Genomic DNA, 12,119 nt, shown 5'->3' on the forward strand with positions numbered 1-12,119 from the left:
TCAGTCCGATTTTCCGCGCAGACGCGACTGCAGATCGTCGTGACGCTTCTGCCGCGCGGAGTCGACGGCCGCGATCTGGCCGTTCACCCGCAGTCGGATCTTCTTGAACAGGACCAATCCGAGCGGCAGTGCGATCAGCACGCCGAACACCGCGGCCACCAGCAGAGGCACCTCGACCCCGGCGAGTGCTCCGATGCCCATGATCAGCGCCGCGACCACCACGACGAGCGCGAGACGCGCGAGTGTGTAGAGCGCCAGCCATAGCGCCACCCCGCCGGCCGACCCCGACGCGTTCTGCCCACCCTGATTCTGGGGCGAGCTGTTCTGTCCTGTCACGAATGACCCTTCTTTCCTGTCACCGATGACCAGGGTACTGGGCATATCGGGCGGGGAACCGACCCCCTTGATGGCGGTCGGAGCGGGAGGCGAGCGGGCGTCATCAACCGATCCCTGAGGAGCCCGCGAGGAACGAGCGGGCGTCACGAAGGGTCGCCCCAATCGAGGGCCGAATGCCGGTTTTGCACTCTCTTTACCAATTGCTGACCGTTCGAGTACCCGGCACTGCGGCGTGTATCCATGTAGTGAATCCCCCAGATCGCCCATTCTTGCAGGCGGAGATGAGAGGAACACCGTGACGATCACCGATACCGCCGGAATCATCACCCCCGGCATCGCGAGCCAGCACACCCTGACCCCCGGTCAGGTGGCGGCCATGTTCAACGTCAACCCGAAGACTGTCGCCCGCTGGGCCAGCTCCGGCCTCCTCGGATCCATCCGGACCCCGGGCGGACACCGGCGTTTCCGCGAGGCCGACGTCGTCGAACTGCTGAACCGCCGTACCCACTGAGCGGGGATTTACCCGCGCCGCGGGAACCTCACGTACGCTGGTTTACGGGAGGTTGCCATGACGTTTCTGTTTGCCTTGATCGGCATTGCAGCGATTGCTTTTCTGTTGTGGCGTGCGTTCGGCCCCCAACTCGGAGAGTCGGAGGAGGGTGGCGGTCAGCCGCCGCGTCGACCGACGAAACCGAGTGGTCCGGTCGGCCCCGACGACGATCCCGACTTCCTACGTGACCTCGACCGCCGGACCCGTGGCACCAACGGTTCCGAGGGCGAGGACGCCTGATCGGCACCGACGCGATCTGACGGCGCGAACCCTACCCCGAGGTAGGGTAACCTCTTGTCAATTACGCAGTTCGGCTGAATCTGCGACTGGCGGAAGGTGCACGGAGATCAACGCTTCCTCGGGGAATGGTCGACAGTGACAACCGGAGATTCGCGCCGGTCCACGGCGCAGGACGATGATCCGAGCTTCGCAGAGAAGCTCGGATATCTGTTCGAGCATTCCCGTGACGAGAACGGCCTCCCCTACACCGGGAAGAAGATCGCCGAACGCGCAAATGCCCTGGGCTACTCGTTGTCGGACGCCTACATCTCCCAGCTGCGCACCGGGAAGGCCCGCACTCCGTCGTTCCGCACCGTCGAGGCGATCGCGCGGGCATTCGAGGTCAGCGTCACATACTTCCTTGCCAACCCGGACGAAGACCTCGAGCGGGTCCGGCAACAGCGCGACTACGTCGAGATGCTCGCCACCACCGGAACCCACCTCTCGGGCATCGATGTGCGGGCGATCTGCCCGGACACCATCGACGTCCTGATCGAACTACTCAAGGTGGTCAAGGGTCAGGCACAGGCCCAGGGCAACACCGGTCCGCTGCCCGAGGAGGGCCAGAACTCCGCCTGACCGGCCCGGGATCTACAGTTCCCCGCTACAGGCCCGCGCTATCTACAGTCCGGCGTACGAGTGCAGCCCGGACACCACCAGGTTGATGATGAACAGGTTGAACAGCATCGCCACGAATCCGGCGATGTTGATCCAGGCCGCCGAGTTGTTGCGCCAACCCGCCGTGGCCCGGGCATGCAGATACGCCGCGTAGATCACCCACGCGATGAACGACACCGTCTCCTTGGGGTCCCAGCCCCAGAACCGGCCCCACGCGGCTTCCGCCCAGATGGCACCGCAGATGACGCCGAGACCGAACAGCGGGAATCCGAAGACCACGCACTTGTAGGCGAGGCGGTCGAGGGCGTCGGCAGTCGGGATGCGGTCGACGATGCGTCGGAGACCGGCAGTGATACCGCGGCCTGTCGTCGCATCGTCGGCGTCGTCGTCGGATGGCAGCTTTCCCCAGCGCAGCTTGACGATGTAGAGGATGCTCGCGACGCCGGACACCAGCAGCACGCCCGACGAGATCGAGATGATCGAGACGTGGATGGCCAGCCAGTACGACTTCAGGGCCGGCACCACCGGGGCGGCCTGGGTGTAGAGCCACCGGCCCCCGATGAACATGAGCAGCGCGGTCGGCAGCAGCACGAACGACAGCAGCGGCCGGTTCTCCGGCTTGCGCAGCACGACGAGCCCCGCGACGACACCGGCCGCGCAGGTCAGCGAGATGAACTCGTACATGTTGCCCCACGGCGCGCGGTCGGTGGCCAGGCCACGCAGCACGATCGAGGCGATGTGGGCGGCCAGACCGACGAAGACCACCGGGTAGGCCATGGCGGCCATGCGTTCACCGCCGCGGCGGCGGGGCTTCGGTCCGTCGACGCGGCCGGGCGCGCGGTCGTCGACCGCGACCGGAGCCGATCCGGCACCCACGAGCTGCGCGGACGCCAGTTTGCGTCCGCGTGATCCGGCCAGCGCCGCGAGGAACAGGATCATCGCGAGCACGTAGACGGTGATCGCGGTGCCGAACAGCAGGTCCGAATAGCGCGCGAGCGTCTCGTCTACCTGCATCGAGCCCGTGTTCATGGCACCCGTCCTCTCGTGTTGCCGGCGCTAGAGGCGCCGGGTCCGCCTCGGCGTGCGCGCGGCGTCCGGGTCGGCGGGGTCGATCACCAGGCGGCGTGCCTGATCCTCGAATCCTTCGCCCCAACCCGCCTGATCGGTGCGCGCCAGACCGGCGATTTCTACTACAGTACGTCGTTTGGCCGGGTTGTCGGAAACCGTGCCGTCTGCCGCCGGCAGCGCGACCACCCGAGCCCAGATACGCCGGCGGCGGATGAGCAACGACACCAGCAGCCCGCCGAGCATCACGATCGAGCTCACCAACACCCAGATCTGGGCGGGATCGTGGGACACCTGCACCGACACCCAGCGCTGGTAGCCGTCGAACCGCACCGAGGTGCCGTCGTCGAGCTGGTGCGACTCACCCTGCCCCAGATTGACCTGCGCGCGTTGCTGCAGCCGGCCCTGATCGATGAGCGACTGGTCCAGCGCATACACGTTCTGCGGCATGCCGGTGTCGAGTCCGGTGTCGCCCTCGTAGATGCGGATCGCGACGTGCGGGTCGTTCGGCTCCGGCGACGACGACGTCAACAGCGTGCCGTGGAAGTTCGCTGTCGGTGCGAACAGCCCCTCCACCGCGATCTGGTGACTGCGCCGTTCGTCGGGGTTCGGGTACAGGCCGGCCGGTGTGTCGAAGCGGGCCGCGCCCGACGACATCATCGTCTGCAGTTCGTCCGGGACGAACGGCACCGTCTGGGTGCGCGACTCCCCGTTGGGGAAGGTCACGGTGAAGGTGGGAGCGAAGCCGTTGCCGAGCACGTAGACGCGGTCGCCGGCGACTCGCAGCGGTTCGTTGACCCGAACGGTCGAGGTCGGCCAGGTCGACGCGTCGGCCGACGGGGTGCCCTCGGCGTAGCGGACCTGCGCGGTGTACATGTCGGGCTGACCGTTGGGCAGGAACGTCGCCTCGAAGTCGTCGATCCGGATGCAGAACGGCGACAGGTCGGTGCCGTCGACCAGGTTCCCGGCGCGGAAGGAGTCGTAGACGGCGGTCGATGTGTTGCACAGGCCCTGTTCGCCGTCGGCGACGAGGCTGCGGGTTCCCTCGTAGCCGTAGAGCTTGCCGAGCGCGATCGACACCAGCAGCGCGAGCAGCGCGAAGTGGAACACGAGGTTGCCGAACTCGCGCAGGTAGCCCTTCTCCGCGGAGACCTCGATGACGGACTCCGCTGGGGCGCCCTCTCCCGTCGATCGAGTAGCCCCGGAGCTTGCGGAGGGGCGTTCCCCCGTCGATCGAGTAGCCCCGGAGCCTGCGGAGGGGCCATCCCCCGTCGATCGAGTAGCCCCGGAGCCTGCGAAGGGGCGTTCCCCCGTCGATCGAGTAGCCCCGGAGCCTGCGGAGGGGCGTATCGAGATCACTCGCCGCCATCCACGCAGATTGCCCGAGATCCGCTCCGCGATCTCCTCGGGTTCTCCGTCCACCTCGATCGTGATGTGTCGCGGCAGACGCGACAGATTTCGCGGCGCGGCAACGGGTTTGGCGCGCAGCGTGTGGAAGTGCTCGATCATCCGCGGCGTGAGGCAGCCGACCAGCGAGATGAACAGCAGTACGTAGATGGCGGTGAACCAGCCGCTGGAGAAGACGTCGAACAGTTGGAGACGGTCCATCCACTCGCCGAGCCAACCGCGGTCGGCTATGTACTCCAGCGTCTTCTGTTCGTTAAGTGGTCGTTGTGGCAGCAGGGCGCCGGGGATCGCCGCGAGAGCCAGCAGGAACAGCAGGATCAGCGCGGTGCGCATCGAGGTGAGTGAGCGCCACAGGTTGCGCGCCGGCCACAGCACCCGGCGCCGCACCCAGTGCGGGCGGCGTGGCCCCGGCGCGCCGACGGTGCCGCGGGAGTCGGTGGTCACCTCGGTCATATCGGCAGCTCCGTGTCGGTGATGAACGCGTCGCGGACCCACACGATGAACTGATCCCACGCGCCGGTGACCAGGGCGACGCCGACGGCGATCAGCATGATGCCGCCGAACACCTGGATGGCGCGAGCGTGGTCGCGCAGCCAGCCGAGGCTGCGTAGCGCCCATGCGGAGGAGAACGCGAGCAGCACGAACGGGATGCCGAGGCCGGCGCAGTAGGCGACGATCAGTGCGACGCCCTTGGCGGCGGTGGCGCCCTCGGTGCCGCTGGCGGTGGCGATCACCGCGGCGAGGGTGGGACCGAGACACGGTGTCCAGCCGAGTGCGAACACCGCGCCGAGCAGTGGCGCCCCGACGATGTTGGACATGCGCCGCGGCGCGAACCGGAACTCGCGCTGCATCGCCGGGACCAGGCCGATGAACACGAGGCCCATCACGATGGTCACCACGCCGCCGATACGTTGCAGCAGTTCACGATTCACCACGAAGGTGCTGGTGATGCCGAGGACGGTGGCGGTGGCGGCGACGAAGATCACGGTGAACCCGAGGACGAACAGCGCCGCGGCGACGGCGACACGGGAGCCGCCGCGCTTGGCGGGTTCGCCCACGGCGACCGCCGGCGCCTCGGCCCCGACCAGCCCGGCCAGGTACGAGAGGTAGCCGGGCACCAGCGGCACCACACACGGTGAGGCGAACGACACGAGGCCGGCGATCATGCAGGCGGCGAGCGCCAGCAGCAGCGGCCCGGAGGAGACGGTGGTGGCGAAGGTCTCGCCGATGGCGGCCTGAGGGGCGAGGGCGGTCGACGCGGCGATCATGGCGCGGCCTGTGCCGGGGCCTCGGCGGCGACGCGCCGCACCACGGCGTCGAGTTCCTCGGCGGTGACAGCCTTGAGGAACACGACGGCCGGACGGTGCTGCCGGTCGAGGACGACGGTGGTGGGCACCACCGAGGTCGGGGTGGTGAGGGCGGCGAGGGTGAGGCCGCCGAAGTCGTAGATCGACGGGTAGCCGACGTTGCGGTCCGCGACGAAGTCCTGGGCGCTCTGCCGGTCGTCGCGCAGGTCGATGCCGAGGAATTCGACACCGAGATCCTTGGTCTGCTCGTACACGGTCTCGAGGTCGTCGGCCTCGCCGCGACAGGGTCCGCACCAGGAACCCCAGACGTTGACCACGACGACCTTGTCGCGGAAGCGGTCGTCACTCAGGGAGAGCGGTTCGTCGGTGACGAGGTCGGGCCCGGACAGCTCGGCGATCTGCTTGCGCTGCTCCGGCGGGTAGGTGATGACGGTCTGCCCGCCGGGTGAGACGAACTGGAACGTGTCGCCCTGCGCGACCGCGTCGTCGCCGGTGCTGCAGCCGCTGGTCACCACCATCACGGCCGCCAACATCGTCAGCAGCAGGGAAAACTTGCGCACGCTCGTCCTATCGCACCGGCCCGGTCACGCCCCGGTGGCCAACGGGTCCGAGGCGCCGGCGGGCTCGGAGTAGATGATGTCGACGAGTGCGTCGTCCTCGTAGATCAGGCTGGTCAGCGACGCCAGCGAGCACTGCCGACGGCGCGGGTCGTGCCAGAGCCGCTGCCCTTCCAGGAAGCGGCGCAGGGTGTAGACGGGCAGCTGGTGACTCACGCAGACGGCCTCGTGGCCGCGGGCGGCGTCGCGGGCCTTGTTCGCGGCGGCCAGCATGCGGTGGGCCAGTTGGATGTAGGGCTCGCCCCACGACGGGGTGAACGGGTCGCGCATCTTGGGCCAGTGCCGCGGCTTGCTGAGCGCGCCGTCGCCGACGGAGACCTTGAGGCCTTCGAAGACGTTGTCGGCCTCGATGAGTTCGTCGTTGGTGACGACTTCGAGGCCGTGCCCGCCGGCGATCGGGGTGGCCGTCTCCTGTGCCCGCTGCAGCGGCGACGCGAAGACCGCGGCGATGTCGTGGTCGGCCAGGGTGTCGGCGACCTTGTGTGCCTGGATGCGACCGGTGTCGGAGAGTCGGAAGCCGGGCAGCCGGCCGTAGAGGATGCCTTCGGGGTTGTGCACTTCCCCATGCCGCATCATGTGGACGATCGTGTTGGTCACTACTGCTCCCCCGCTGGGTTGACAGCTGCGGCGGCCGCCGAGGCGGCGGCCGGCAGTGCGTCGGCTATACGTGAGAAAGCATCGTCGTCCAGCGCGGCGGACACAAACCAGGCCTCGAATGCGCTCGGCGGTGCGTACACGCCGCGGTCGAGCAGCGCGTGGAAGAACGGCGCGAAACGCCAGGTCTCGGTCGCCTTGACGCCCGCGTAGTCGACGATCTGGTCGGACGAATCGGTGAAGAACACGCTGAGCATGCTGCCGGCGCGTTGCACCCGGTGAGCCACGCCGGCGGCGTTGAGGGCGTCGGTGAGCAGCGCGGACAGGCGGTCGGCGTTGTCGTCGAGGGTGCGGTAGGCCGCTGCGTCGGCCGCGCGCAGGGTGGCCAGGCCGGCGGCGACCGCCACCGGGTTCCCGGACAGCGTGCCCGCCTGATAGACCGGGCCGGTCGGGGCGAGGCGCTCCATCACGTCGGCACGACCGCCGAACGCCGCGGCGGGCAGGCCACCGCTCATCACCTTTCCGAAGGTGTAGAGATCGCCGCCGACACCGTCGAGGCCGTACCACCCGGACGGGCTCACCCGGAATCCGGTCATCACCTCGTCCATGATCAGCAGCGCGCCGTGTCGTCGGGTGACCTCACGCAGCCCGGCGTTGAAGCCGTCGTGCGGTGCGACGGCGCCCATGTTGCCGGCGGCGGCCTCGGTGATGACGGCAGCGATGTCGTCGCCGTGTTCTTCGAAGGCCTTGGCGACGGCCTTGAGGTCGTTGTACGGCAGCACCAGGGTGTCGTGGGCCGAGGCGCCGGTGACGCCCGGCGAGGTGGGCAGGCCGAGGGTGGCGACTCCGGACCCGGCGTCGGCGAGCAGCGCGTCGACGTGGCCGTGATAGCAACCGGCGAACTTGATGACCTTGGACCGGCCGGTGTAGCCGCGGGCGAGCCGGATGGCCGACATGGTGGCCTCGGTGCCCGAATTGACCAGACGCACCTGCTGGACCGGGTCGACGCGGTCGATGATCTCCTCGGCCAGTTCGACCTCGGCCTCGGTGGGAGCGCCGAACGACAGGCCGCCGGCGGCCGCCTGCTGCACCGCGGAGACGACGGCAGGGTGGGCGTGCCCGAGGATCATCGGACCCCACGAGCAGACCAGATCGATGTAGTCGTTGCCGTCGACGTCGGTGAGTCGGCAGCCCTGCGCTGAAGCGATGAATCGCGGGTCGCCGCCGACCGCGGAGAACGCCCGCACCGGGGAGTTGACCCCTCCGGGGATGACCTGGGCAGCTCGACGGAACAGAGCAGCGGAGTTCGCGGCGACTTCAGCGGATCGGGTCACGGGCTCCAGTGTTCCAAACGGCCGCGACGCGGCCAAAATCGTTCAGCATGCTCTCAGTGAACGACAGGTGGCGTGATGTCGGTCACGTGATCCTGCGCGGGCTACTCACGGGACACATTCGTCCAGTAAAACGCTTACATCGCATTTGTTCGGTTCGGGGGGTTGTGCAAATGGTTCGGTCGGGGAATTCTGCGCGTCTGCGCATCGCTGTCTGTGCGTCCGCTGCGGCGCTGTCCATCTCGCTCGCGGTGCCGGCGGTTGCCGTGGCGGGCGACGGTTCGTCGTCGCAGGGCGGGCATTCCGGGAGCAGTTCGTCGAAGGGCGGCAAGGAGTCCGGGGGCGGCAAGGGGTCCGGTGGGGACAAGGGCTCCGGCGGCGGCAAGGGCTCCGGTGGGGACAAGGGCTCCGGTGGGGACAAGGGCTCCGGTGGGGACAAGGGGTCCGGTGGCGGCAAGGGCCACGGCGGGGATAAGGGCCATGGGGACAAGGGGTCCGGTGGGGGCAAGGACCACGACGGCGGCAAAGGCCATGGGGGTGGGAAGGACCACGGGGACAAGGGCCATGGCGGCAAGGGCGGCCACGGGGACAAGGGTCATGGTGGCAAGGGAGACGGCGGCAAGGGCGACGGTCACCATCCGAAGCCGAAGCCTCCGGTGAAGGACGAGGACTGCGAGCCCGACACCACCGAGACGCCTGATACTCCGACCACTGTGCCTCCCGCTCCTCCGACGGAGACTCCGCCCGTCGAGGTGCCGACGACCGAGGTGCCGACTCCCGAGCCAACGACTCCGGAGACCACCGCACCCGAGACCACGGCGCCCGAGACCACAACACCGGAGACCACGGTCCCGGAGACACCCACGACCGAGGTGCCGGAGACGCCGGCGCCACCGCCGGTCGAGACCACGCCGGAAGTCCCGACCACCGAGTCACCGGAGGCGCCGGCACCGGCCGTCCCGCCGATCGTGATCCCGCAGTGGCCGACGATCGAGATCAACATCGGCGGTGGGGGCGGCGGCTCGATCGTGATCCCGAAGGTCGACCTCCCGCAGGTCGAACCGGGGCACACTCCCCCGACGTCGGGGCCGGGCGGCGAGGAGATCACGACGACCACGGGCACCCGCGGTGATGTGGTGTACGGCTACACCGATGACCAGGGCGAGTACAAGCCGCTCGCCTACCGCGACGGGCTGACCTTCCACACCGGCGCCGACGTCACGTCGGGAACCGAGACCTCGTCGGGAGTCGCGCTCGCCGGGCTCGGGGTGGCCGCCGCGGTTGCGGTCGGAGCCGGCGTGGGCTGGCGACGACGTGCTCGTCGCGGCTGATCGACCGCCGGACTCGTTGCCACGGGCTATGGTTTTCCGTTGCGCTGCAGCAACGTTCCTTGTCGGGTTGTGCCTCGGTCTCGCCGCGTGCACCGATGCGCAACCGGCAGGCGACGTCGTCGCGAGCACTACCCCGGTCGTCGTGCCGGCAGCCGACCGGCAGGATGCCGTGCCCGCGTCGGAGCCTACCCGCTTGATGATCGCGCCCATCGGCCTGGACAAGCAGATCCGCGTACTTCCCGAGTCGGTGTGTCCTACCATCGATCCGCCGACCCTGTCCGACCCCTATTGGCTGGAGTGCCGCTCGCAACCGGGAACAGATTCTCCGGGAACGACTTTCATCGCAGGGCACGCGGTGTCCGGTGGTGACGGCGTGTTCAACGATCTCGAGGACGTCGCGGTCGGTGAATCGGTGACGGTGGCGACCCGGACAGGCGTGCTCACCTATCGTGTGTCGTCGGTGCGGGCGTACGGCCGCAACGGTGAGATCCAGAGTGCGCCAGAGCTTCGCGAACCGATACCCGGTCGACTCTTGCTCGTCACATGTCGACTCGACGACGCGGGTCTGACCGACGAGAACCTGGTCGTGCAAGCCGATCTCGTCGCCTCGAGTGCCGGGAAATAGCGCCACACCCCTTGATCGAGTAGTCCGAGCCGCACCCTCCAGCCGGTGGTCGAGTAGTCCGAGCGCACCCCCACCCGGTGGTCGAGTAGTCCGAGCCGCTAGGCGAGGACGTATCCGCCGGATTGAGCCTGTCGAAATCGAGACCTGGGAGCCAGCGAAACCTCCTGCACCACCGAACTTGTCACACCTAACCGATATCCTGAACCCAATCGAAAAGCGCAGACCCAACGTTATCCACAGGCCTCCGCTCACCCGACCAAGTTGTCAGACCTAACCGATACCCTGATATCAGTTTCGTTCCCGCCCATCAGTTCCCACTCACGAAAGGCCTGGCGTGTTCACCTACATCGATCGCCCCGCTCCACCTACCGTCGGTCGAGTAGTCCGATCCGCAACTTTCATCCGTTGGTCGAGTAGTCCGAGCCGCCCTCTTCGTTGGTCGAGTAGTCCGAGCCGCTAGGCGAGGACGTATCGAGACCTCGAAACCTATTGCACCAACGAACTTGTCACACCTCACCGATATCCTGAACCCAATCGAAAAGCGCAGACCCAACGTTATCCACAGGCCTCCGCTCACCCGACCAAGTTGTCAGACCTAACCGATACCCTGATATCAGTTTCGTTCCCGCCCATCAGTTCCCACTCGCGAAAGGCCTCGCGTGTTCACCTACACCGACCCCACCGCCGACGACACTCTGCTGTCGTCGGTCGGTGCTGAGGGGTTGGGGGCGTTCGCGCGCGACGCGTTGCGGTTGAGTCGACAAGCCGAAGCACGCGCACTGCTGATGGCCTACCGGATCGGCGAAAGAGCCTACAACGAACGACTGTTCGGTGCTGACGGCCGCCACCGCATGATCTTCGGCCAGACCGCCCGCAACGCCGCGGTCGGCGAGATCTCCCTGGCGTTGCGGATCAACAAAACCAAAGCCGGCGAATGGTACTCACTCGGCGCGTCGCTGCAGGAGTATCCGAAGATCCGGATGGCCTATCTGGCCGGCGAGTTCAGCACCCACCGCATGTCGGTGATGGTGCATGCCGCCGACATCGCTCCCAAAGGCGATCTGCGCGACCAACTCCCCGACCCGGACGACACCACCGACAGCGACGAGCCGGCGGACGAGCCAACCGATCCCACCCTCGACGACCTCCTGGACGAGGCCGACGACACCGATCCGGATGCCGAGGTGCAGCCCGAACCGCAACCCGACGCTGATGAGCCGGTCAGTTTCGAAGACCTCGCCCTGGAACTGGGGAATCGGGCCTCGACTGACACCGCCCTGCGTGACGATCTCGCCGACGCGGTGATCAGCCTCGACCCGGACGGGGCGGCCGAGTCGCGTGATGCGATTGCCGAAGCGTTCGAGAACATCACCTTCAGCAATGAAGCCGGCGGGCACATGAATCTTGATGCCTGTATGCCTGCTGAACACGGTGTGCATCTGCGTGACCGCATCACCCGGCTTGTCGCGGCACGCGTCTGCAAGAACGATCCGCGCACCCTTGGCCGTCAGCGCATTCTTGCGTTCGGCGAGATCGTGGGCATCCCTGGCGCAACCCTGGCGTGTGAATGCGGCGAGGACACCTGCACCGCCGGACAAGCCCGCACCAAGCGCGGCAAGCGGACGGCGGCGCCCAGCACCGGCACACCCGTTGACCCGCAGGGTGCATCGCGGAACGATGCGACCGATACCGCCGACACCACCGGCAGCGACGACCGTGAGGCCGACCCGAGCAACGACGATGTCTACGAGGACGACAGTCAGTCGGCGAGCAGCGCGTCTATCACCGCGCCCACCGATGCCGAGCCGGCCTCGCCCGCGGAGGACCGCGACACCACCGACACCGCGGACGGCTCCGACAACAACGAGATCGCCGACACCGGCAGCGAGACCGCGGCCGACGACATTGCCAACGTCGACAGCGCTGACGATGGTGTGGTTCCCCCGGAATCGTGGAGGACTCCTCTATGCGGCTTTGGGTTCGGTGCGCGCGGCGTTCTCGTAGTCGACCGGGCTCACCATCCCGATCGCGCTGTGGCGGCGTTGGTGATTGTAGAAGC

Annotated in this window: 12 protein-coding genes and 1 pseudogene; 6 read left to right on the forward strand and 7 right to left on the reverse strand. The window is 67.7% G+C overall.

All coding sequences use genetic code 11. The features are described 5' to 3' along the window. Positions 1 to 336 carry a DUF4229 domain-containing protein gene (locus V1Y59_RS20200; protein ID WP_330506834.1) on the reverse strand — a complete coding sequence of 112 codons (336 nt, stop codon included), beginning with the start codon at positions 334 to 336 and terminating at the stop codon, positions 1 to 3. Positions 337 to 631: 295 nt separating this feature from the next. Between V1Y59_RS20200 and V1Y59_RS20205 the strand changes: the two genes are divergently transcribed. The 3 genes from V1Y59_RS20205 (at position 632) to V1Y59_RS20215 (ending at position 1,744) form a co-directional block, all read left to right on the forward strand. Then, entirely contained in the window at positions 632 to 847 is a 216-nt protein-coding gene (locus V1Y59_RS20205) for a BldC family transcriptional regulator (protein WP_330433108.1), read from the forward strand. Positions 848 to 904: 57 nt separating this feature from the next. Next, on the forward strand, positions 905 to 1,126 hold the full coding sequence (locus V1Y59_RS20210; RefSeq protein ID WP_330433109.1) for a hypothetical protein: 222 nt from the start codon (positions 905 to 907) through the stop codon (positions 1,124 to 1,126). A gap of 135 nt (positions 1,127 to 1,261) precedes the next feature. Further along, positions 1,262 to 1,744 (forward strand): helix-turn-helix domain-containing protein, encoded by a 483-nt coding sequence (locus tag V1Y59_RS20215; RefSeq protein ID WP_330433110.1) that lies wholly within the window; start codon positions 1,262 to 1,264, stop codon positions 1,742 to 1,744. A 42-nt stretch (positions 1,745 to 1,786) separates the two neighbouring features. On the opposite strand, the gene ccsB is transcribed toward V1Y59_RS20215, so the two are convergent. From ccsB to hemL, 6 genes are read right to left on the reverse strand one after another with little or no spacing between them, the layout of a single operon-like run. Continuing rightward, entirely contained in the window at positions 1,787 to 2,812 is a 1,026-nt protein-coding gene (gene ccsB, locus V1Y59_RS20220) for a c-type cytochrome biogenesis protein CcsB (protein ID WP_330433111.1), read from the reverse strand. Positions 2,813 to 2,839: 27 nt separating this feature from the next. Beyond that, positions 2,840 to 4,708, reverse strand: coding sequence for a cytochrome c biogenesis protein ResB (gene resB, locus V1Y59_RS20225; protein ID WP_330506835.1), 1,869 nt, complete (start codon positions 4,706 to 4,708; stop codon positions 2,840 to 2,842). Next, entirely contained in the window at positions 4,705 to 5,523 is an 819-nt protein-coding gene (locus V1Y59_RS20230) for a cytochrome c biogenesis CcdA family protein (protein ID WP_330506836.1), read from the reverse strand. Before V1Y59_RS20230 ends, resB begins: the two co-directional genes overlap by 4 nt. Further along, positions 5,520 to 6,122 carry a TlpA disulfide reductase family protein gene (locus V1Y59_RS20235; protein ID WP_330506837.1) on the reverse strand — a complete coding sequence of 201 codons (603 nt, stop codon included), beginning with the start codon at positions 6,120 to 6,122 and terminating at the stop codon, positions 5,520 to 5,522. The genes V1Y59_RS20230 and V1Y59_RS20235 overlap by 4 nt, the downstream gene beginning before the upstream one ends. 24 nt (positions 6,123 to 6,146) lie before the next feature. Further along, the gene (locus V1Y59_RS20240) at positions 6,147 to 6,755 is read right to left on the reverse strand and encodes a histidine phosphatase family protein (RefSeq protein ID WP_330506850.1); all 609 of its coding nucleotides are present in this window, start codon (positions 6,753 to 6,755) and stop codon (positions 6,147 to 6,149) included. Between the two features lie 20 nt (positions 6,756 to 6,775). Beyond that, on the reverse strand, positions 6,776 to 8,107 hold the full coding sequence (gene hemL / locus V1Y59_RS20245; RefSeq protein ID WP_330506838.1) for a glutamate-1-semialdehyde 2,1-aminomutase: 1,332 nt from the start codon (positions 8,105 to 8,107) through the stop codon (positions 6,776 to 6,778). A gap of 170 nt (positions 8,108 to 8,277) precedes the next feature. Between hemL and V1Y59_RS20250 the strand changes: the two genes are divergently transcribed. From V1Y59_RS20250 to V1Y59_RS20260, 3 genes and pseudogenes are all read left to right on the forward strand, one after another. Next, positions 8,278 to 9,435, forward strand: coding sequence for a hypothetical protein (locus tag V1Y59_RS20250; protein ID WP_330506839.1), 1,158 nt, complete (start codon positions 8,278 to 8,280; stop codon positions 9,433 to 9,435). Positions 9,436 to 9,577: 142 nt separating this feature from the next. Continuing rightward, entirely contained in the window at positions 9,578 to 10,060 is a 483-nt protein-coding gene (locus V1Y59_RS20255; protein ID WP_330506840.1) for a class F sortase, read from the forward strand. 659 nt (positions 10,061 to 10,719) lie between these two features. Next, positions 10,720 to 12,119 (forward strand): annotated as a pseudogene (locus V1Y59_RS20260) (hypothetical protein); the annotation flags it as partial.

It is taken from the genome of Gordonia prachuapensis (assembly GCF_036350515.1).
GTDB lineage: Bacteria > Actinomycetota > Actinomycetes > Mycobacteriales > Mycobacteriaceae > Gordonia > Gordonia prachuapensis.

Excerpts from the sequence above, each read along its gene's own strand:
- ccsB (WP_330433111.1), bottom strand. The coding sequence starts at position 2,812 with ATGAACACGGGCTCGATGCAGGTAGACGAGACGCTCGCGCGCTATTCG.
- V1Y59_RS20240 (WP_330506850.1), bottom strand. The coding sequence starts at position 6,755 with ATGATGCGGCATGGGGAAGTGCACAACCCCGAAGGCATCCTCTACGGC.
- V1Y59_RS20250 (WP_330506839.1), top strand. The coding sequence starts at position 8,278 with ATGGTTCGGTCGGGGAATTCTGCGCGTCTGCGCATCGCTGTCTGTGCG.
- V1Y59_RS20210 (WP_330433109.1), top strand. The coding sequence starts at position 905 with ATGACGTTTCTGTTTGCCTTGATCGGCATTGCAGCGATTGCTTTTCTG.
- resB (WP_330506835.1), bottom strand. The coding sequence starts at position 4,708 with ATGACCGAGGTGACCACCGACTCCCGCGGCACCGTCGGCGCGCCGGGG.
- V1Y59_RS20230 (WP_330506836.1), bottom strand. The coding sequence starts at position 5,523 with ATGATCGCCGCGTCGACCGCCCTCGCCCCTCAGGCCGCCATCGGCGAG.